At 70.4% G+C, this 20589-nt stretch carries 22 protein-coding genes; 13 read left to right on the top strand and 9 right to left on the bottom strand.

The window, feature by feature from the left end; genetic code table 11:
• Positions 1-42: 42 nt before the first annotated feature.
• The 4 genes from ABZV94_RS19725 to ABZV94_RS19710 form a co-directional block, all read right to left on the bottom strand.
• Positions 43-519, bottom strand: coding sequence for a MarR family transcriptional regulator (locus ABZV94_RS19725; RefSeq protein ID WP_356341749.1), 477 nt, complete (start codon positions 517-519; stop codon positions 43-45).
• A gap of 92 nt (positions 520-611) precedes the next feature.
• Positions 612-1421 carry an AIM24 family protein gene (locus tag ABZV94_RS19720; protein WP_356341747.1) on the bottom strand — a complete coding sequence of 270 codons (810 nt, stop codon included), beginning with the start codon at positions 1419-1421 and terminating at the stop codon, positions 612-614.
• Positions 1418-2068, bottom strand: coding sequence for an AIM24 family protein (locus ABZV94_RS19715; protein ID WP_356341745.1), 651 nt, complete (start codon positions 2066-2068; stop codon positions 1418-1420). Before ABZV94_RS19715 ends, ABZV94_RS19720 begins: the two co-directional genes overlap by 4 nt.
• Position 2069: 1 nt before the next feature.
• Complete coding sequence (locus tag ABZV94_RS19710) at positions 2070-2702, bottom strand: AIM24 family protein (RefSeq protein ID WP_356341761.1); 633 nt, start codon at positions 2700-2702, stop codon at positions 2070-2072.
• A 154-nt stretch (positions 2703-2856) separates the two neighbouring features.
• Between ABZV94_RS19710 and ABZV94_RS19705 the strand changes: the two genes are divergently transcribed.
• The 8 genes from ABZV94_RS19705 to ABZV94_RS19670 all read left to right on the top strand — a co-directional run bounded on the left by ABZV94_RS19705 (position 2857) and on the right by ABZV94_RS19670 (position 8506).
• A complete protein-coding gene (locus ABZV94_RS19705; protein WP_171152742.1) occupies positions 2857-3201 on the top strand; it encodes a DUF3817 domain-containing protein in 345 nt (114 codons plus the stop codon).
• A complete protein-coding gene (locus ABZV94_RS19700; protein ID WP_356341743.1) occupies positions 3198-3491 on the top strand; it encodes an MTH1187 family thiamine-binding protein in 294 nt (97 codons plus the stop codon). Before ABZV94_RS19705 ends, ABZV94_RS19700 begins: the two co-directional genes overlap by 4 nt.
• A 138-nt stretch (positions 3492-3629) precedes the next feature.
• Positions 3630-4382 carry a hypothetical protein gene (locus tag ABZV94_RS19695; protein WP_356341741.1) on the top strand — a complete coding sequence of 251 codons (753 nt, stop codon included), beginning with the start codon at positions 3630-3632 and terminating at the stop codon, positions 4380-4382.
• Entirely contained in the window at positions 4379-5059 is a 681-nt protein-coding gene (locus tag ABZV94_RS19690) for a DUF4166 domain-containing protein (protein ID WP_356341739.1), read from the top strand. Before ABZV94_RS19695 ends, ABZV94_RS19690 begins: the two co-directional genes overlap by 4 nt.
• A complete protein-coding gene (locus ABZV94_RS19685; RefSeq protein WP_356341737.1) occupies positions 5056-5706 on the top strand; it encodes a TetR/AcrR family transcriptional regulator in 651 nt (216 codons plus the stop codon). The genes ABZV94_RS19690 and ABZV94_RS19685 overlap by 4 nt, the downstream gene beginning before the upstream one ends.
• 133 nt (positions 5707-5839) lie before the next feature.
• The gene (locus ABZV94_RS19680; protein WP_356341734.1) at positions 5840-6349 is read left to right on the top strand and encodes a MarR family transcriptional regulator; all 510 of its coding nucleotides are present in this window, start codon (positions 5840-5842) and stop codon (positions 6347-6349) included.
• Positions 6350-6391: 42 nt separating this feature from the next.
• Positions 6392-6730, top strand: a complete 339-nt coding sequence (locus ABZV94_RS19675; protein WP_356341732.1) for a DUF3817 domain-containing protein — start codon at positions 6392-6394, stop codon at positions 6728-6730.
• Positions 6731-6805: 75 nt separating this feature from the next.
• Entirely contained in the window at positions 6806-8506 is a 1701-nt protein-coding gene (locus tag ABZV94_RS19670) for a methylmalonyl-CoA mutase family protein (protein WP_356341729.1), read from the top strand.
• Here the strand turns inward: ABZV94_RS19670 and ABZV94_RS19665 are convergent.
• Positions 8503-9132 carry a TetR/AcrR family transcriptional regulator gene (locus tag ABZV94_RS19665; protein ID WP_356341727.1) on the bottom strand — a complete coding sequence of 210 codons (630 nt, stop codon included), beginning with the start codon at positions 9130-9132 and terminating at the stop codon, positions 8503-8505. The genes ABZV94_RS19670 and ABZV94_RS19665 overlap by 4 nt on opposite strands.
• A 209-nt stretch (positions 9133-9341) precedes the next feature.
• Between ABZV94_RS19665 and ABZV94_RS19660 the strand changes: the two genes are divergently transcribed.
• The 4 genes from ABZV94_RS19660 (at position 9342) to ABZV94_RS19645 (ending at position 13712) form a co-directional block, all read left to right on the top strand.
• Complete coding sequence (locus ABZV94_RS19660) at positions 9342-10313, top strand: tetratricopeptide repeat protein (protein WP_356341725.1); 972 nt, start codon at positions 9342-9344, stop codon at positions 10311-10313.
• Positions 10314-10937: 624 nt separating this feature from the next.
• Positions 10938-11576, top strand: a complete 639-nt coding sequence (locus ABZV94_RS19655; RefSeq protein WP_356341723.1) for a DUF6230 family protein — start codon at positions 10938-10940, stop codon at positions 11574-11576.
• A 116-nt stretch (positions 11577-11692) separates the two neighbouring features.
• Positions 11693-12283: a DUF6114 domain-containing protein gene (locus ABZV94_RS19650; protein WP_356341720.1), complete on the top strand. Its 591-nt coding sequence runs from the start codon at positions 11693-11695 to the stop codon at positions 12281-12283.
• A complete protein-coding gene (locus tag ABZV94_RS19645) occupies positions 12273-13712 on the top strand; it encodes a hypothetical protein (RefSeq protein ID WP_356341718.1) in 1440 nt (479 codons plus the stop codon). The genes ABZV94_RS19650 and ABZV94_RS19645 overlap by 11 nt, the downstream gene beginning before the upstream one ends.
• Before the next feature lie 97 nt (positions 13713-13809).
• On the opposite strand, the gene pyk is transcribed toward ABZV94_RS19645, so the two are convergent.
• The 3 genes from pyk to pta form a co-directional block, all read right to left on the bottom strand.
• Positions 13810-15237 carry a pyruvate kinase gene (gene pyk, locus ABZV94_RS19640; protein WP_356341716.1) on the bottom strand — a complete coding sequence of 476 codons (1428 nt, stop codon included), beginning with the start codon at positions 15235-15237 and terminating at the stop codon, positions 13810-13812.
• Between the two features lie 84 nt (positions 15238-15321).
• Positions 15322-16533, bottom strand: coding sequence for an acetate kinase (locus ABZV94_RS19635; RefSeq protein ID WP_356341714.1), 1212 nt, complete (start codon positions 16531-16533; stop codon positions 15322-15324).
• Positions 16530-18632 carry a phosphate acetyltransferase gene (pta, locus tag ABZV94_RS19630; protein WP_356341713.1) on the bottom strand — a complete coding sequence of 701 codons (2103 nt, stop codon included), beginning with the start codon at positions 18630-18632 and terminating at the stop codon, positions 16530-16532. The genes ABZV94_RS19635 and pta overlap by 4 nt, the downstream gene beginning before the upstream one ends.
• A 193-nt stretch (positions 18633-18825) precedes the next feature.
• On the opposite strand from pta, the gene ABZV94_RS19625 reads away from it, so the two are divergent.
• The gene (locus ABZV94_RS19625) at positions 18826-19851 is read left to right on the top strand and encodes an ATP-dependent 6-phosphofructokinase (RefSeq protein WP_356341711.1); all 1026 of its coding nucleotides are present in this window, start codon (positions 18826-18828) and stop codon (positions 19849-19851) included.
• A gap of 10 nt (positions 19852-19861) precedes the next feature.
• On the opposite strand, the gene ABZV94_RS19620 is transcribed toward ABZV94_RS19625, so the two are convergent.
• Positions 19862-20557 (bottom strand): helix-turn-helix transcriptional regulator, encoded by a 696-nt coding sequence (locus ABZV94_RS19620; RefSeq protein ID WP_356341709.1) that lies wholly within the window; start codon positions 20555-20557, stop codon positions 19862-19864.
• Positions 20558-20589 lie beyond the last annotated feature (32 nt).

The following is a 20589-nucleotide window of genomic DNA, read 5'->3' as shown; positions in this document are numbered from 1 at the left end:
TGCCCCCGCCCGGCTACCGCGCCCTGAGCCGACGAGTCCGGCTCAGGGACGACCCCGCTGCCCCCGCAGGTGTTCGGCGATGGGCTTCAGCGCCTTCTCCAGTTCCATCAGCGCGTCCGGCGACAGCAGGTCGATGAAGTGCCGGCGCACCGACGCGACATGGTGCGGCGCGACCTTCTTCATCGTCTCCATGCCGTGCTCCGTGAGCACGGCGTACAGTCCTCGCCGGTCCGTGTCGCAGTTCTCGCGGCGCACCAGGTTCGCGTTCTCCATACGCGTGATCTGGTGCGAGAGCCGGCTCTTGGACTGCATCGTCGCGGAGGCGAGGTCGCTCATCCGCATCCGCACGTCCTCCGACTCGGACAGGTTCACCAGGATCTCGTAGTCGTTCATTGTCAGGCCGAACGGCTGCAGATCCTTTTCGAGCTGGTACGTCAACAGCCTGTTGACCTCCAGGTGGGTGCGCCAAGCGCACTGCTCCGCATCGGTCAGCCAGCGCGTGGCCGTCTCGGTCTCCATGAATGAAGTCTACCTAAGAAGTTGAATGACGAACTACTTCGGGTGGTGTGACAGTGCGCACGCGTTCGACGTCACACTCCGCAGACTACCGCTCACAGCCCGAAGCGACGCTGGAGGTCCCCCAGCTGTCCGGGAAGGCGCGGTACGGCCGACGATTGCGGACCGTGTCCGCCCGGCGCCGTTCCGCCACCACCCGGGACCCCCGGTTCGGGAGGAATCGTCCCCGTGGCCCCTTCGGCCATCAGGGTCTCCGTCGACTGCAGCAGCACCGTCCCGGCGCCCACGAACTCGAACTGGTGCTCCTCCCCGGAAACCCCGCCGACGCCCGTCATCGCACGCAGACCGCCCAGTACACCCGCCATGTACCCGTGGTCGTAGTGATGGCACGGGGACGGGCAGTCGGCCCACCCGACGAGCGCCTGAGGGTCGACCCGGATCGGAGGTTCCATGAACACCACCGGCCCGTTAGATGCGGCGACAAACTTTCCGGTTCCGATAAGGGTCAGAAAACCCGGCACGATCGACTGCTTGAGCGCGAGACTTGGCTGAAAAGCGAGCAGGTTGCCCGCGCGAATGGTCAAGTTCCCGTCGTCCAGGTCGTAGGAGTTGACGTCGAAGGCCCGGTCGGCCAGCAGCATCTTGCCGGAGCCCTCGGCCACCACCCAGTCGCTCGCGTGCAGTGGCGAATGGAACGACGTACGGACAAGTCGGTCGAGTCGCCCGTGCCCGATGCCGTTGAAGCCGATCGTCCCGTAGTAGGCGATCATCTTCCCCTTCTGGAGGAACCACTGCCCGCCCTTCAGCTCCACACAGAAGGTGTACTTGTTGACGTTGTCGTCGGCGGGCAGCGTCACCGGGTCGTACACGACCGGCCCGGCGCCCGGAGTTCCGTAGGTGCTCACAGCTTCTCCTCCGAGGCCTGGACGTACACCGTGCCGTTGCCGCTCAGCTCCAGCTGGAAGGCCTCGCCGGAGCCCCGCCCCACCATGTCCCGCCAGCCGAGCGCCGTGGACAGCCTGTTGCGGACGTCGCCGTGGTGGGCCACGTAGGCCTGGGGGTCGACGTGGACCGGGCGCTGGGGGGTGATCGGGATCTCGAAGACGCCGCCGTGCGCCATCACGGCGACCGCGCCCTGTCCCTGGAGGGTCGTCGTGAACAGCCCCTGACCCGTGACCTGCCCGCGCACCATGCCCATGACCCCGCCCTGGGAGCCCAGGAACATCGTCCCCTGTCGCAGCGTGCCCTCGAAGGCGAGCAGGCGGTCGGCCTCGACGTAGAGCGTGTCGCCGGTCAGGGTGATCACATGGACGTGGTGGCCGCCGTGCCCGAAGAAGACCGTGCCGCTGCCCTCCACGGTCATCAGCGGTGTCGCCTCGCCGGCCACCCGGCGCCCGATCATGGACATCAGCCCGCCCTGGCCGCCCTGCACGTTGGGCGTGAAGGACACGTCCCCCTTGTAGGCGAGCATCGCGCCGCGCTGGCTGAACAGCCGCTGCCCCGGCGCCACCGTCGCCTCGACCATCTTGGAGTTGATCTCTCGGAAGGTCATCTCACAGGTCCCCCGCGATCGTGTTCCGCTCGCTCGGCTGCACGTACACCAGTCCGTCGCCCTCGAAGCGGATCTGGAAGGCCTCGCCGCCGCCCTCCCCGAGGAGTGTGCGGAACGTCACACCGGACTGGAAGGACTGCCGGACGTCGCCCTGATGGGCCACATAGGCGCCCGGGTCGACGATCAGCGGGTACTGCGGGGTGACCCGGAGCACGACGGCCGGCCCGTCCGAGACGATCGCCGCCTGGCCGTGGCCCTCCACGGTCGTCGTGAACAGGCCGTTGCCCTGCGAGGCCCCGCGCAGCCCCGTGAACGTCGTGCCCGTCCTCAGCCCCGCGTCCGTGGCCAGCAGGTTGCCCGCCTCGACGTAGAGCTTGTCGCCCTGGAGGCTCACCAGGTTGATCTCGGACGCGCGGTCCGCGAACCAGCAGGTCCCGTGGCCTTTCACCTCCATCACCGTCATCTGCTCACCGGTGAGCCGCCGGGTCACCATCCCGCGCAGCCCCTCGCCGCCACCGCTCAGCTTCTTGAAGGCCATCTGCCCGTCGTACGCGACCATCGAGCCGTTCTTCGCCTTCACGGCGTCCCCGGTCATGTCGACGGCGAGGACCTTGCTCCCCTGGAGCCGGAACATCGCCACGCTGCGAAAGTAGCGGCCGGGCGGGTGGACGGAACAGGGCCCATGGGTGGAGACCCACCCTGAGCGGACCCCTAGGGGCGCGGTTTGCCACAATGGGGGAACGCTTGTGCGTGCGTTCACAAACGATTACTCCCATCGAAGGTGACCCGTGGACATCAAGACCGCCACCGCCCTCCGCCGTCTCCGACTGGTCTCGGCCCCGGAGGCCGTGTCCTTCCTCATCCTGCTCCTGTGCTCGGTGCTGAAGCGGACCACGGACTTCAACGCGGTCCCCGTGATGGGCGCGGTCCACGGCGTCCTCTTCATCCTCTACGTGATCTTCTGGGCGGACGCCTGGAACCGCGCCAAGTGGCCGCTGGGGACGGCGGCCCTCTACTTCGTCCTCTCGGTGCTGCCGACGGGCGGATTCTTCGCCGAGCGCAAGCTGCGCCGCGAGGCCGAGGACGCCGTCATCGCCGCCCGCGCCCGCAAGGAAGGGGTCGTGAACGCATGATCGTCGCCTTCTCCGTGACGCCTCTCGGCGTCGGTGAGGACGTGGGGGAGTACGTCGCCGACGCCGTGCGCGTGGTCCGCGAGTCGGGCCTGCCCCACCGCACCGACGCCATGTTCACCTCGATCGAGGGTGAGTGGGACGAGGTCATGGACGTCGTCAAGCGGGCCGTCGCCGCCGTCGAGGCCCGTGCCCCGCGCGTCTCGCTCGTCCTCAAGGCCGACATCCGCCCCGGCGTGACCGACGGGCTCACGTCCAAGGTGGAGACCGTCGAACGGCACCTCGCCGGGTAGCGGGCCCGCCAGTCAGACCCCGGCCCCCAGGGCCGGGGTTTTTTCATCCCCCCCTTTGAGCGATCGCTCAACGAGGTGTACGTTCAGGCCAGACGATTTGAGCAGTCGCTCAAACACCGTGCTCACGTGGGGGAACACATGGGTCTCTACATAGAGACGCACATCCGCGCCGACCTCGACGAGCTATGGGCCCGCACCCAGGACCCCGCCCACCACCAGCGCTGGGACCTGCGCTTCACCGAGATCGAGTACCTCCCGCGCGCGGCGGGCGAGCCACAGCGCTTCCGGTACGCCACGCGCGTGCTGCCGTTCCTCACGGTCTCCGGCACCGGCGTGGCCGCCGGCGAGAAGGAACGCCCCGACGGCACCCGCACCTCCGCCCTGCGCTTCGCCTCCCCGCACCCGCTCTCCCTGATCGCCGAGGGCAGCGGCTACTGGCGCTACGTCCCCGACGCCCACGGCGTCCGCTTCCTCACCGGCTACGACTACCGCCCCCGCTGGGGAGCCCCGGGCGCCCTCGCCGACCGTCTGCTGTTCCGCCCGCTCATGGGCTGGGCCACCGCCTGGTCCTTCGACCGGCTCCGGCTCTGGCTGGAGCGGGGCACCACCCCCGAGCGGGCCCTGTACCGCTGGCTGGCCGAACTGGCCGTCCGCGCGCTCGTCCTCGCCCTGTGCCTGACCGGACTGGCACGCGGCTCGCTCCCGGGCCCGTCCGGCCCCGTCGCGGACTCGCTGGCCTACCTCTGCCCGCTCCTGCTCGTTCTCGGCGTCTTCCTGGCCCTGTTCAAGGCGCCGCTCGCCGGTACCCCGGCCGCCCGCCGCTGCCTGCGCACCCCCGCCACCCGCTCCTGCGCGCCCCGCCTCCTGCGCACCCTGGAGAAGCACGGATGACCTCGATCTTCCAGACCGCCATGGGACCCGACTTCCAGCGCCTCCACCCGGCCCTGCGGCGCCGCTTCTCGGTGGGCCTGGCCGGCGGCGAGGCATGCACCGGCCGGGGCGTGATGGACCGGATCTGGCACGGACCGGCCTTCGTGAAACCGTTCCTCGCCCTGGGCGCCACCCGGAACATCCTGGTCCCCAGGCCCGGCCGGAACGTCCCCTTCGTGATCGAGAACGTGCCGTACAGGGACACGTTCGGCCGTGAGACGGTGAGCTTCGTGCGCACCTTCCACCTGCCCGGCCGGGCCCGCCGCTTCGACGCCCAGATGGTGCTCGGCCCCCGGGGCGACCGCATCCTCGACTACCTCGGCACCCACCAGCACCTCGCGACGGACCTGCACTTCCGTGCCGAGCCCGACGGCTCCCTGCTCATCCGCTCCGGCGCGCACCGCTTCCGGGAGGGCCCGGTGGACGTCCGCGTCCCCGAACTCATCGGCGCGACGGCCGAGGTACGGGAGTCGTACGACGAGACGGCCGGCCGCTTCCGCATCCGCGTCCGCGTGGTGAACCGCTGGTTCGGCCCGCTCTTCGGCTACGAGGGCTCCTTCACGGCGTCGTACACCGACGCCCGGGCCCGCGGTGTCCGGCCCGGACTGCGCCCGGTGCGGGAGGAGGCGCGCGCGTGAGCCCGGAGACCGCCAAGGCGCAGGAGACCAGGACGAAGCTGCTGGACGGCGCGCTGCTGACGCTCACCGAGCAGGGCATCGCCAGGACGTCGGCCCGCACGGTGGCGGCGGCGGCCGGGGTCAACCAGGCACTGGTCTTCTACCACTTCGGATCGGTGGACGAGCTGCTCGCCGCGGCCTGCCGGTACGGAGCCGAGAAGGCCGTGGCCCGGTACCGCGAGCGCCTCGCCGCGGTGGACTCGCTCTCCGAGCTCCTCGCCGTCGGCCGCGAGATCCATGAGCGCGAGCGGGCCGGGGGGCATGTGGCGCTGCTCGGGCAGCTGCTGGCCGGCGCCCCGACCCACCCGGCCCTCGGGCCGGCCACGGCGGCCGGGCTCGGCCTGTGGATCACCGAGATCGAGCAGGTGCTCAGGCGGGTGCTGGCGGCGACACCCTTCGGTGAGTTCGCCGATCCGGCGGGGCTGGCCCGGGCCGTGGCGGCGTCGTTCGTGGGGATCGAGCTGTACGAGGGGGTGGACGAGGCGGGGGCGCATGCGGCGCTCGACGCGCTGGAGCAGCTGGGCGCGTTGGTGGCCGCGGTGGAGTCGCTGGGGCCGGTCGCCCAGCGGGCCGTCCGCCACCACCTGCGGCGGCGTGGACGCGCCTGAGGCCGCTCGCATCCCCGCGGCTCCGGGCCGGCTGCTGCCGCCAGGACCCCTCGGGACGCGCTCGTGACCGGCCGGGGACCGAAAGGCGAGACGGAGCTGACCGGCATATGACCGGCCGGTAGGGTCTGATGACGTGCCGAAGCCTCTCAGCCTCCCGTTCGACCCCATCGCCCGCGCCGACGAACTCTGGAAGCAGCGGTGGGGCAAGGTGCCGTCCATGGCCGCGATCACCTCGATCATGCGGGCCCAGCAGATCCTGCTCTCCGAGGTGGACGCGGTGGTCAAGCCGTACGGGCTCACGTTCGCCCGGTACGAGGCGCTGGTGCTGCTCACCTTCTCCAAGGCCGGCGAGTTGCCGATGTCCAAGATCGGTGAGCGGCTGATGGTGCATCCCACGTCCGTGACCAACACGGTGGACCGGCTGGTGAGGTCGGGGCTGGTCGCCAAGCGGCCCAACCCCAACGACGGGCGCGGCACGCTGGCCGTCATCACCGACAAGGGGCGCGAGGTGGTCGACGCGGCCACCCGCGACCTGATGGCCATGGACTTCGGGCTCGGGGTCTACGACGCCGAGGAGTGCCAGGAGATCTTCGCGCTGCTGCGTCCGCTGCGGATCGCGGCGCACGACTTCGAGGAGAAGTGACCCGGGGCAAGATCTCCCGGAACGGGTGGTTACGCTCGCTCCATGAAAAAAAGCGTGCTGACCCGCTACCGCGTCATGGCCTACACCACCGGCGTGCTGCTGGTGCTGCTCTGCCTGAGCATGATCGCGAAGTACGGGCTGGACGTCGACGGTGCCGCCGACTTCACCCGGGTCGTCGCCATCGCCCACGGCTGGCTGTACGTCGTCTACCTGATCTTCGCGTTCGACCTGGGCTCCAAGGCCAAGATGCCGGTCGGCCGCCAGCTCTGGGTGCTGCTGGCGGGGACGATTCCCACCGCCGCCTTCTTCGTCGAGCGGAAGATCAGCCGCGAGCTGGAGTCCCGGGTCGCCGACGAGGCCCCGGCCGTCGCCAAGGCGTAGCGGGTACCGCCGTACGGATGCCGTGCGGCGGTCTGCCATCGACATTTACTAGGACGTCCAAGTAAATTCGACGGTATGGACGCTCACGCCATCGAGGAGGGCCGCCGACGCTGGCAGGCCCGCTACGACGCCGCGCGCAAGCGCGACGCGGACTTCACCACGCTCTCCGGCGACCCCGTGGAGCCGGTGTACGGGCCCCGACCGGGCGACACGTACGAGGGATTCGAACGGATCGGCTGGCCCGGGGAGTACCCCTTCACGCGCGGGCTCCATCCGACCGGCTACCGCGGCCGCACCTGGACGATCCGGCAGTTCGCCGGGTTCGGCAACGCCGAGCAGACCAACGAGCGGTACAAGATGATCCTCGCCGCCGGCGGCGGGGGCCTGTCGGTCGCCTTCGACATGCCGACGCTCATGGGGCGGGACTCCGACGATCCCCGCTCCCTCGGCGAGGTCGGCCACTGCGGGGTCGCCATCGACTCGGCCGCCGACATGGAGGTGCTGTTCAAGGACATCCCGCTGGGGGACGTGACGACCTCCATGACCATCAGCGGGCCCGCCGTGCCCGTCTTCTGCATGTACCTGGTCGCCGCCGAGCGGCAGGGCGTGGACCCGTCGGTGCTCAACGGCACGCTCCAGACCGACATCTTCAAGGAGTACATCGCCCAGAAGGAGTGGCTCTTCCAGCCCGAGCCCCATCTGCGGCTCATCGGCGACCTGATGGAGTACTGCGCGGCCGGCATCCCGGCGTACAAGCCGCTCTCCGTCTCCGGGTACCACATCCGGGAGGCCGGGTCCACGGCCGCGCAGGAGCTGGCGTACACGCTGGCGGACGGGTTCGGATACGTCGAGCTGGGGCTCAGCCGCGGTCTCGACGTCGACGTCTTCGCGCCCGGCCTGTCCTTCTTCTTCGACGCGCACGTCGACTTCTTCGAGGAGATCGCCAAGTTCCGGGCGGCGCGGCGGATCTGGGCGCGCTGGATGCGGGACGTGTACGGCGCGACGTCCGACAAGGCGCAGTGGCTGCGGTTCCACACGCAGACCGCGGGCGTCTCGCTGACCGCGCAGCAGCCGTACAACAACGTGGTGCGTACGGCGGTGGAGGCGCTGGCGGCCGTGCTCGGCGGGACCAACTCGCTGCACACCAACGCGCTCGACGAGACCCTCGCCCTGCCCTCCGAGCAGGCCGCGGAGATCGCGCTGCGCACGCAGCAGGTGCTGATGGAGGAGACCGGGGTCGCCAATGTCGCCGATCCGCTGGGCGGGTCCTGGTACGTCGAGCAGCTGACGGACCGGATCGAGGCGGACGCGGAGAAGATCTTCGAGCAGATCAAGGAGCGGGGGCTGCGGGCTCACCCGGACGGGCGACACCCGATCGGGCCCATCACGTCCGGGATCCTGCGCGGGATCGAGGACGGGTGGTTCACCGGGGAGATCGCGGAGTCCGCGTTCCGGTACCAGCAGGCGCTGGAGAAGGGTGACAAGAAGGTCGTCGGCGTCAACGTCCACACCGGGTCCGTCACCGGTGACCTGGAGATCCTGCGGGTCAGCCATGAGGTGGAGCGGGAGCAGGTGCGGGTGCTCGCCGAGCGGAAGGCGGCGCGGGACGAGGCGGCCGTACGCGGAGCGCTGGACGGGATGCTCGCCGCCGCGCGCTCCGGGGCCAACATGATCGAGCCGATGCTGGAAGCCGTGCGGGCCGAGGCGACGCTCGGGGAGATCTGCGGGGTGCTGCGCGACGAGTGGGGGGTGTACACCGAGCCGGCCGGCTTCTAGGTGCCCTCGGCGGACTGGGACGTGAGGCCCTGGAGCAGCAGGCGCGTGAAGCTGCGCACCCAGTCCTCGTCCGCCGGTTTCCCGCTCACCAGGGTGCGGTGGACCACCGCGCCCGCGACCACGTCGAAGATCAGGTCCACCGTGCGCGCGGACTCGCCGGGGTCCGGTTCCGGGGGGAGTTCGCCCCGGCGCTGGGCCCGGGCGCGGCCCTCCAGAACCAGCCGTACCTGGCGGTCCACGATGGAGGCGCGGATGCGCTCGCGCAGGGCGTCGTCGCGGGTGGCCTCGGCGACCACCGCCATCAGGCCGCTCTTGGCCTCCGGGCGGGCCAGGATGGCCGCGAACTGGAGGACGACGCCCTCGATGTCGGCGGCGAGACTGCCGCGGTCGGGGAGTTCCAGCTCGTCGAAGAGTTCCGCCACCGCGTCCACGACCAGCTCGTTCTTGCCGGCCCAGCGGCGGTAGAGCGTCGTCTTCGCAACCCCGGCCCGCGTGGCGACGTCTCCGAGGGTGAGTTTCGACCAGCCCAGTTCGACCAGAGCCTCCCGGGTCGCGGCCAGGATCGCGGTGTCCGCGGCGGCGCTGCGCGGGCGCCCGGTACGGCTGGCGGGGGTGCGGCTCTGCATCCCCCGACCATAACCGGCGGGATCCGTGCGGTCGTGAGGGAGATCACCGGGGTGTGGTGTCGCGCGGTGCCCTCATGGCATTACGCTACGGGTCGTAGCGAAAGCGCGTGAGCGCCGTACGCGAGCGACGACCACCAGGCGTGGGGTGGGGACCCTGCGCCGCACATCGCTTTTTTCCATCAGACGCGGGATCGGGGGAGGATAGACGCATGCAGCCACGGAACATGTCCATGAGCGGTGTCGTCGACCTCGCCGCGGTGAAGGCGGCCCAGGAGGCCAAGGCCAAGGCGGAGCAGGCGCGCGCAGAAGCCGCCCGGCAGGGCGGGACGGGGGCCGTCTCGCCGGCCGATCTCGTCATCGACGTCGATGAGGCGGGCTTCGAGCGGGACGTCCTGCAGCGCTCCGCCGAAGTCCCGGTCGTCATCGATTTCTGGGCCGAGTGGTGTCAGCCCTGCAAGCAGCTGAGCCCGGTCCTGGAGCGGCTGGCCGTCGAGTACAACGGGCGCTTCCTCCTCGCCAAGATCGACGTCGACGCCAACCAGATGCTGATGCAGCAGTTCGGGATCCAGGGCATCCCGGCCGTGTTCGCCGTCGTGGCGGGCCAGGCGCTGCCGCTGTTCCAGGGAGTGGCCGGTGAGCAGCAGATCCGGCAGACCCTGGACCAGTTGGTGGAGGTCGCCGAGCAGCGCTTCGGGCTGACCGGTCTGACCGTCGACCCGGACGCGGAGCCGGGCGGCGCCCCGCAGGCCGCGTCGTCCGAGGGGCCGTACGAGGCCGCGCTGAACGCGGCCGCGCAGGCGCTGGACGCCGGCGACCTGGGCGGGGCCGTCCAGGCGTACAAGAACGTACTGGCCGACGACCCGGGCCACCCGGAGGCCAAGCTGGGCCTGGCGCAGGCCGAGTTGCTCCAGCGGGTGCAGGGCATGGACCCGCAGAAGGTGCGCCAGGAGGCCGCCGAGAAGCCGAAGGACCCGCAGGCGCAGATCGCCGCCGCCGACCTGGACCTGGTGGGCGGGCACGTCGAGGACGCCTTCGGGCGGCTCATCGAGACCGTGCAGCGCACGGCGGGTGACGACCGGGAGGCGGTACGGCTCCGGTTGCTGGAGCTGTTCGAGGTCGTGGGCCAAGAGGACCCGCGCGTGGTGGGCGCACGCAGGGCGCTCGCGCGCGCCCTGTTCTGACCAGTCGCTAAACGCCACGGCTTGTGATGCCGGGGTGAAAGGTTTGCCGACGAGGCATCACGGCGGCCGCGCTTTACCAAATCTTGGTAATCGCGGTCGCTGTTACTCCGAGTAAATCGAGGCCGTTGGTCTGTCTGGATTCGTCCAGGGATCAACGGCTTTGCTCTGCCCTTCGATGCCACCGAGCGTCGCACTCCGAGACCGGTCGGTCGTCCTCCGGTTATCCCCCCGTTACTAGCCAGTAACGAACCCCCTTGTGCCCGGGCCGAGAATGCACCACGATCGGCGACGCTCGGTCCATTCCCGTACCCCGGCAGCCGGTCGGGTCACCGGGAGACTCTGGGTCCCCACCGAGCAGAGCCGGCGGCAGTGGCGCCGGGTCTAGGGCAGGGGGGTCTTCGCCGGCCGGCGAAGCCTGTCCAGCAGGGTTGTGCGTGATGCGTGTCAGGCGCGACCAGTGGTTGTCGCTCGGGGGTGATCGCCGGTGATTCGGGCGCGGTTCGCGCCGCCGAGCGCGGGCGCTCTCCTTCCCGAGGACGTAGCACTTCTCCCATCCCTGCCCGGCTGAGCCGCTGATTCGGGGCGAGCCCGGGCCAGGAGATGTACGTCCGAGAAGGAGGAAATATGGAGTCCCAGGTGCGTGGCGGGACCAGATGGAAGCGGTTCGCTGTGGTCATGGTGCCCAGCGTGGCCGCCACGGCGTGTATAGGTGTCGCCCTCGCGCAGGGTGCTCTGGCCGCCTCGTTCAGCGTGTCCGGCCAGTCGTTCAAGGTGTCGGCCGACCAGCTCGTCGGCACCGGCTTCTCGCAGTACGGCGCCATCGACAGCGGCTACACGCTGCAGGGCGACAAGACGGCGCACCCGGTGGCCGTCTCGGCGTTCAAGCACGCCGAGATCACCAACCTGTGCCAGTCCGTGGTCACGCCCGACGTGCCGATCTTCGGCCACGTCAGCCTGATCCTGCGGGCCGGCGGCGCGGGCGCCGACAAGGTCCAGGCCGACAACATCTACATCGACGTTGCCGACCTCAACGCCGACGCGACGTTCGAGAACATCGACATCGGTGTGGCCGCCAAGGACGCCTCCAAGGGTCCGGGCATGAAGGGCGGCGGCGAGCAGGCCAACCCGTACGGGTTCGCCCAGCAGGCCGACAGGGCCACGCTGTCCGACGTGAAGCAGACGGCGTGGGCGACCACCGCCGGAACCTTCAAGCTCAGCGGCCTGAAGATGTCGCTGTCGACGGGTGTCAAGGAGTGCTACTAAGCACTCGTTGACGGGCGGGGGAGCCGGTGGCCCCCCGCCCGTCCACTCTCCGGCCGCGTCCTCACACGCGGCACACATCACCACCACAGCAACGCCGCACCAGGGAGCTGTTTTCCATGAGCGCCGAGACTCCTGCCGCCGCACCCGGCCAGTTCACCCGCCGGAGGCTGCAGTTCCGCGCCTGGCGGGGCACGCGGCCGTTCTGGGCCGGTCTGTTCGTCATGCTCGGCGGCTTTCCGATCATGTACTTCCCGTACGCCCACCTCCAGCTCGGACACCTGACGCTGGCCATGGCGACCACCGCGGGAGCCGGGTCCCTGATCATCGGTGTGCTGCTCATCGTCCTGGGCATCAGCCTCTGGTTCCAGAAGCACGTCCGCACCTTCGCGGGCGTCGCCGCGATCCTGCTCGCGCTGGTGTCCATCCCCGTGTCCAACTTCGGCGGCTTCGTCATCGGCTTCCTGCTCGCCCTGGTCGGCGGGGCGCTGGCCGTGGCGTGGGCGCCGGGCACGCCTCCGCAGGAGCAGCCGCCGACCGAGGCCACCCCGGACGCGGGCGGTGCCCCGGGCACGGCTCCGCTGCCGCACCAGGGCACGACCCCGGCGGCCGACCCCGGCCCGGCCGGGCCGTACAAGGCGCCGTGGGAGAACGACCTGTCAGGAACGAGCCCGGCCAACGGGGCGAACGGGAGGCACAGTGCCGGCTGACGAGGTGACCCGCGGGACCGACGTGGACGGGTCCCGCGCGAGAACCGGGCCCCGCCACGCGGCCCCCAGAAAGCCGCTGTTCACCAGGTTCCACATGCCGGCCGGCAAGGCGATAGCCTCGGTGGCCATGCCCACGGCGGTGCTCATGGGCATGGGCTTCACCTCCACGCTCGCCCTCGCCGACAACAACGGCACCCCCTCCCCGTCGACGTCGGCGAAGAGCCTGACGGCCGACGAGTACAAGGACTGCGTCAAGGCGCTGGACGACGGCTCCAAGGACCCCTCGGCCTCGCCGTCGCCGTCCGCGTCGCAGAGCACGGCCTCGCCGTCGCCGTCGGAGACCGCCGGGAGCGGGAAGACACAGGAGCCGGGCGGCACCTCCTCGTCGGGTTCGGGTTCCGGCGACTCGGGCGGCAAGGACACGCCCGAGCCCACCGCGACCTCGGGGTCCTCCGACTCCGGCTCGGGCTCCGGCTCCGGCTCCTCGGACTCCGGTTCGTCGGGCTCCGGTTCGGGCTCGGACTCCGGTTCGGGTTCCGGCGGTGACACGACCACGCCGACGCAGTCGCAGACCCAGAGCGGCGGCGGGAACGTCCTCGACACCATCGGCGACACGCTCGGCGACCTCCTCACCGGTGGTGACAAGGACTCGGGCACGTCGTCGCAGACGCCGGCCCCGACACCGTCCGCGTCACAGTCGTCCGCCACGGAGACCCCGTCCACGGGCACCTCGTCCGGCGGCGGCAAGGAATCCGGCGGCGGCAAGGAGTCCGGCGGCGGCACCTCGGACACCGTCAAGGACACGGTGAAGAAGGCCACGGACACGGTCAAGGACACCGTCGACGGCACCACCGGCACCGTCTCCAAGGCGGCCGGGGACGCCACGAAGGCGGCCGGGGACGCGACCGCGTCGGCCACGCCGAGCCCGTCCGCGAGCGAGTCGGCCTCCGCCGACGACTGCCCGGTGGCCACGGACGACGAGGGCGGCGTCGACAACAAGGTGCCGGTGGCGGACGACCCCTGGTACCTGAACGCCAGTTCCCTGCTCCTCAAGGGCGCCAACTACCAGGGCATCGTCGAGGTCAGGACGGCCAACGGCACCACCAAGAAGGTGCTGAAGTACGTCATCTCCGGCGGCACCGACATCGGCGACCTGCACCAGACGGTGAAGGACAAGCAGGCCGGCAAGACGTACCACGTCCAGGCGGCCAAGGGTTCGACGTCCACCATCACCGGCGGCGACACGGTGATGTACACCGAGAGCATCTCGGGCAACCTGTTCGGGCTGATCCCGGTGACGTTCAGCCCCGACAGCCCGCCCCCGCTGAACATCCCGCTGATCTACTTCACCAACGTCAAGGTGGTCCAGGCGGCCCAGTTCGGCGGCAACCTGCACGTGCCCGGCATGCACGTGTACACGACCGACTGAGCGGTCGTACAAGCCAGTTCGGGAGCCGCACAACACCGAGGGCGCCCCCTGTCGCGGGGGGCGCCCTCGGTGCCGTGCAAGACCCTTGCGGGACCGGTCAGTTGCTCTGGGTGCCCAGGTGGTGCACGCGGAGCATGTTGGTGGTGCCGGGGACCCCGGGGGGCGAGCCGGCGGTGATGATGAGGGTGTCGCCCGTCTCGAAGCGGCCGAGCCGGGAGATCTCCTGGTCCACCAGGTCGACCATCTCGTCGGTGGTGTTCACGAACGGCACGACGTGCGACTCCACGCCCCAGCTGAGGGTGAGCTGGTTGCGGGTGCCCTCGTCGGTGGTGAAGGCGATGATCGGCTGGATCGCGCGGTAGCGCGAGAGCCGGCGCGCGGTGTCACCGGACTGCGTGAAGGCGACCAGGCCCTTGCCGCCGAGGAAGTCGGCGATCTCGGCGGCGGCACGGGCCACCGAACCACCCTGCGTGCGCGGCTTCTTGCCCGGCACCAGCGGCTGGAGGCCCTTGGAGAGCAGCTCCTGCTCGGCCGCGGTGACGATCTTCGACATGGTCTTGACCGTCTCGACCGGGTAGGCGCCCACGCTGGACTCGGCCGACAGCATGACCGCGTCGGCGCCGTCCAGGATCGCGTTGGCGACGTCGGACGCCTCGGCGCGGGTCGGACGCGAGTTCGTGATCATCGACTCCATCATCTGGGTCGCGACGATCACCGGCTTGGCGTTGCGCCGGCACAGCTCGATCAGGCGCTTCTGCACCATGGGGACCTTCTCGAGCGGGTACTCGACGGCGAGGTCGCCGCGGGCGACCATCACGCCGTCGAACGCCATCACGACGTCCTCCATGTTCTCCACCGCCTGAGGCTTCTCCACCTTGGCGATGACGGGGACGCGGCGGCCCTCCTCGTCCATGACGCGGTGGACGTCGTGGATGTCCTTGGCGTCCCGGACGAAGGACAGCGCGACCAGGTCGCAGCCCATGCGGAGGGCGAAGCGCAGGTCCTCGACGTCCTTCTCGCTCAGCGCGGGCACGTTGACGGCCGTGCCGGGCAGGTTGATGCCCTTGTGGTCGGAGACGACACCGCCCTCGATGACGATCGTCTTCACCCGCGGGCCCTCGACGTCCAGGACCTTCAGCTCGACGTTGCCGTCGTTGATCAGGACCTGGTCGCCGCGGGAGACGTCACCCGGCAGCCCCTTGTACGTCGTACCGCAGACGTGCTTGTCACCCGGCACGTCCTCGGTCGTGATGACGAACTCGTCACCGCGCTCCAGCTCGACCGGACCCTCGGCGAAGGTCTCCAGGCGGATCTTCGGGCCCTGAAGGTCGGCGAGGACGCCGATGGGACGGCCGGTCTCCTTGGAGGCGGCCCGGACGCGGTCGTACCGCGCCTGGTGCTCGGCGTGGGAGCCGTGGCTGAAGTTGAACCGGGCCACGTTCATGCCCGCCTCGATCATGGCGACGAGCATCTCGTGGGAGTCGACCGCGGGGCCGAGAGTACAGACGATTTTCGAACGGCGCATGGGGCGATCCTATCGGTTTGTTTCGCTACGGAATATTCCGTCTGGCGGAAGATACAAATGAGTGCCACACCGCTCAGGTGCTATTCAGTTGTTCTTTCCGACCAGTGCGTAGGTCTGCGTCGCGATCTCCAGTTCTTCATCCGTCGGCACCACCGCGACCGCCACCCGGGCGGACTCCGGCGAAATCAGCCGCGGTCCGCCGCCCCGCACGGCGTTCCGCTCCGGGTCGACCGCCAGGCCCAGGCCCTCCAGCCCCGCGATGGCCGCCTCCCGCACCGGTGCCGCGTTCTCGCCGACCCCGGCGGTGAAGGCCACCGCGTCCACCGTGCCGAGCACCGCGTAATAGGCGCCGATGTACTTCTTGATCCGGTGAATGTAAATGTCGAAGGCGAGCGCGGCCTCTTCGTCGCCCTCGTCGATCCGGCGGCGGATCTCCCGCATGTCGTTGTCCCCGCACAGGCCGAACAGACCGCTCCTCTTGTTGAGAAGAGTGTCGATCTCGTCCATGGACATATCCCCAACCCGGGCCAAATGGAAGATGACGGCCGGATCCAGATCACCGGATCGCGTACCCATCACCAGCCCCTCCAAGGGGGTCAGTCCCATGGAGGTGTCCACGCAGCGGCCCTTCTCCACCGCGGAGGCGGAGGCGCCGTTGCCCAGGTGGAGCACGATCACGTTGACCTCGGACGGGTCCTTGCCCAGCAGCCGGGCGGTCTGCCGCGAGACGTACGCGTGCGAGGTGCCGTGGAAGCCGTAGCGGCGGATGCGGTGGCGGTCGGCGATCTTCGGGTCGATCGCGTAGCGCGCCGCGGGCTCCGGCATCGTCGTGTGGAACGCGGTGTCGAAGACGGCCACCTGGGGCAGGTCCGGGCGGAGCGCCTGCGCGGTGCGGATGCCGGTGAGGTTGGCCGGGTTGTGCAGCGGGGCGACCGGGATCAGCCGCTCGATCTCGGTGAGCACCTCGTCGTCGATGACGGTGGGCTCGGTGAAGAACATCCCGCCGTGCACCACCCGGTGGCCGATCGCGGCCAGCTCGGGGGAGTCCAGGCCCAGGCCGTCCCGGGTCAGCTCCTCGGCGACCGCCTTGAGGGCGGCCTCGTGGTCGGCGATCGGCCCCGTGTGCTCACGGGTGTCGCCGCCGACCAGGCAGGTGTGCTCGATCCGGGAGGTCTGCTCGCCGATGCGCTCGACCAGGCCCACCGCGAGCCGGCTGCTGTCCCGCATGTCCAGCAGCTGGTACTTCACCGACGAGGAGCCGGAGTTGAGGACGAGGACACGGGTGGGGGAGGTCACTGCTGGAACGCCTTCTCGCTGGGGGTCTGGGCGGGGCTCTGGGACTGGATCGCCGTGATGGCGACCGTGTTGACGATGTCCTGGACGAGCGCGCCCCGGGACAGGTCGTTGACCGGCTTGCGCAGACCCTGGAGCACCGGGCCGACGGCGATCGCGCCGGCCGAGCGCTGCACGGCCTTGTAGGTGTTGTTGCCGGTGTTGAGGTCGGGGAAGATCAGCACGCTGGCCTGCCCGGCGACCTCGGAGCCGGGCAGCTTGGTGGCGGCGACGGACGGCTCCACGGCCGCGTCGTACTGGATCGGGCCCTCGATCTTCAGGTCGGGCCGGCGCGAGCGGGCCAGTTCGGTGGCCTCGCGCACCTTGTCGACGTCGGCACCGGACCCGGAGGTGCCGGTGGAGTACGACAGCATCGCGATCCGCGGCTCCACGCCGAACCGCGCGGCCGTCGTCGCCGACTGGATGGCGATGTCCGCGAGCTGCTCGGCGTTCGGGTCCGGGTTGACCGCGCAGTCGCCGTAGACCAGCACCTTGTCGGCCAGGCACATGAAGAACACGGACGAGACGATCGACGCCTCCGGTGTGGTCTTGATGATCTCGAAGGCGGGCCGGATGGTGGCCGCCGTGGAGTGCACCGAGCCCGACACCATGCCGTCGGCGAGGCCCTCCTGGACCATCAGGGTGCCGAAGTAGTTCACGTCCGACACCACGTCGTAGGCCAGTTCCACCGTGACGCCCTTGTGGGCGCGCAGGGCCGCGTACTTCTCGGCGAAGGAGTCCCGCAGCTCGGAGGTGGCCGGGTCGATCAACTGGGTGTCGCCGAGGTCGATGCCCAGGTCGGCGGCCTTCTTGCGGATCTGGTCGACCGGGCCGAGCAGGGTGAGGTCGCACACGCCCCGGCGCAGCAGCACCTCGGCCGCGTGCAGCACCCGCTCCTCGGTGCCCTCCGGCAGCACGACCCGCCGCTTGTCGGAGCGGGCCTGCTCCAGCAGCTTGTGCTCGAACATCATCGGGGTGACCCGGTCGCTGCTCGGCGCGGAGACCCGGCCGGCCAGGCCGGTGGTGTCGGCGTACCGCTCGAACAGGCCGAGCGCGGTCTCCGCCTTGCGCGGGGTGGCCGCGTTCAGCTTGCCCTCCAGCGAGAACAGCTGCTCGGCGGTGGGGAAGCTGTTGCCGGACACCGACAGGACCGGGGTGCCCGGGGCGAGGCGGGCGGCGAGGGTGAGGATCTCCTCGCTCGGCACCTCGTTCAGGGTGAGCAGCACACCGGCTATCGGCGGCGTGCCGGCGCTGTGCGCGGCGAGCGAGCCGACGACCAGGTCGGCGCGGTCGCCCGGGGTGATGACCAGGCAGCCCGGGGTCAGGGCGGTGAGGAGGTTCGGCAGCATCGCGCCGCCGAAGACGAAGCCCAGCGCGTCCCGGGCGAGCCCGGAGTCGTCGCCGAGGAGCACCTTGGCGCCGAGGGCCTGGGCGATCTGGGCGACCGTCGGCGCGGACAGGGCGGGTTCGTCGGGGAGTACGTACGTCGGCACCGGCAGCCGGTTCGCGAGCCGCTCGGCGATCTCGTCGCGGTCCTCGCGGGCCACCCGGTTGGCGACCATGGCGAGGACGTCACAGCCGAGGCCGTCGTAGGCGCGGTAGGCGTTGCGGGTCTCGGCCAGCACCGACTCGGCGGGCTGCTTGCGGCCCCCGACCACCGGGATGACGGAGGCGCCGAACTCGTTGGCGAGCCGGGCGTTCAGCGACAGCTCGTCCGGCAGCTGGGTGTCGGCGAAGTCGGTGCCGAGGACCAGGACGACGTCGTAGTCGCGGGCCACGAGGTGGAAGCGGTCGACGAGGGCGGAGACCAGCTCGTCGGTGCCCTGCTCGGCCTGGAGCGCGGACGCCTGGTGATAGTCCATGCCGTAGACCGTCGCCGGGTCCTGCGAGAGGCGGTACCGGGCCCGCAGCAGCTCGAACAGGCGATCCGGGCCGTCGTGGACGAGCGGACGGAACACACCCACCCGGTCGACCTGCCGGGTCAGCAGTTCCATGACCCCCAGCTCCACGACCTGGCGTCCGTCACCGCGGTCGATGCCGGTCACGTACACGCTGCGCGTCACGTGTCCACTCCGTTCCTCATATCGCTTTCATGGCTTTTTCGGCATAAAAATCGCTCACCACGGCGAGCAGAACCCTCTTGACAGTACCCCCGCCGACGGATAAGGCGCCCATCAGGATCTCGATGGCCCGACGGACGTGAAAGAATCGACATCGGCTCACCGGCACACGACAGCGAGCAGGAGACACAGCACGATGCGCATCGGAGTTCTCACCGCAGGCGGCGACTGCCCGGGCCTGAACGCCGTGATCCGGTCGGTCGTGCACCGGGCGGTGGCGCAGTACGGCGACGAGGTCATCGGTTTCGAGGACGGCTACCGGGGTCTGCTCGACCGGCACTACCGCACCCTCGACCTGGACGCGGTCAGCGGCATCCTGGCCCGCGGCGGCACCATCCTCGGCTCCTCCCGCCTGGAGCGCGACCGGCTGCGGGAGGCCTGCGAGGGCGCCGCCGACATGGTCGAGGAGTTCGGCATCGACGCGCTGATCCCGATCGGCGGCGAGGGCACCCTGACGGCCGCCCGGATGCTCTCCGACGCCGGCCTCCCGGTCGTCGGCGTCCCCAAGACCATCGACAACGACATCTCCTCCACCGACCGCACCTTCGGCTTCGACACGGCCGTCGGTGTGGCGACGGAGGCCATGGACCGCCTCAAGACCACGGCCGAGTCCCACCAGCGGGTGATGGTCGTCGAGGTCATGGGCCGGCACGCCGGCTGGATCGCCCTGGAGTCGGGCATGGCCGCCGGCGCCCACGGCATCTGCCTGCCCGAGCGCCCCTTCGATCCCGCCGACCTGGTGAAGATGGTCGAGGAGCGGTTCGACCGCGGCAAGAAGTTCGCCGTCATCTGCGTCGCCGAGGGCGCCCACCCCGCCGAGGGCACCATGGACTACGGCAAGGGCGAGATCGACCAGTACGGCCACGAGCGCTTCCAGGGCATCGGCACCGCGCTGGCGTACGAGCTGGAGCGGCGCCTGGGCAAGGAGGCCAAGCCCGTCATCCTCGGCCACGTCCAGCGCGGCGGTGTGCCCACCGCGTACGACCGTGTCCTCGCCACCCGCTTCGGCTGGCACGCCGTCGAGGCCGCCCACCGCGGTGACTTCGGGAAGATGACCGCGCTGCGCGGCACCGACATCGTGATGGTGCCGCTCGCGGAGGCGGTCACCGAGCTGAAGACGGTGCCGAAGGACCGGATGGACGAGGCGGAGTCGGTCTTCTAGGAGTCCTTCCTCAGGGCCGGGGCGTCCTCGCCTCCACGCCGTTCCAGAAGGTGTCCACGATCCGGTCGAGGAACTCCCGCCCGGACTCGCTGGCGGCTGCGCTGCCGCCGCCCCAGCTGAGGGTGGCGGCCATGTGCCCCTGGTAGTCCTGGTGCAGTTCCTGGAGCACCGCTTCGAGGACGCCGGTGTCCATCGGGGCCAGTTTGCGCACCGGCCGCACATAGGCCTGCCAGCGGGTGGTCACCGCACTGCGCAGCAGGTCGGCGAGCCTCGCCGCGCGGCCGGTGACGGTGACGAGGTCGGGCAGGGCGAGATCGAGGACCCGGGCGAGCGCGGCCGACTGGCGCTCGTTGCCCCGCCACTGCCCGCTGTCCTCCAGGCGCAGATACGACCGCAGGTCCATGCCGACGGCACGGGCGACGTCCTCGGGCGCGACGCCACGGGCGATGCGGTGCTCGCGCAGGCTCCGCGGGCGGCCGAGGAGTTCGCCCGGGGAACACCACAGCACGCCCGCGAGAGCGGTCAGTTCGGTACTGCCCGGGGTGACGACGCCGCGTTCCCAGGCGATCACCAGATCGGGTGTGACGTACGGCAGCCCGTAGGAGGCCCGCATGCCGTAGGCGACGTGCTCGGGGCCCATGCCGAGCGCGGCGCGCAGCCGGCGGGCCGCCGGGGCGTTGAACGGAGGAGCTGAGGGTTGGCGCACCCGGCACAAGCTAGGGGTGCGGTGACGGGAGG

Origin of the sequence: Streptomyces sp. NPDC004658 (assembly GCF_040609555.1) — a bacterium.
Lineage (GTDB): Bacteria > Actinomycetota > Actinomycetes > Streptomycetales > Streptomycetaceae > Streptomyces.
Note: the sequence above shows the minus strand (reverse complement) of the source record. Positions and strands in the feature narration are given on the sequence as shown.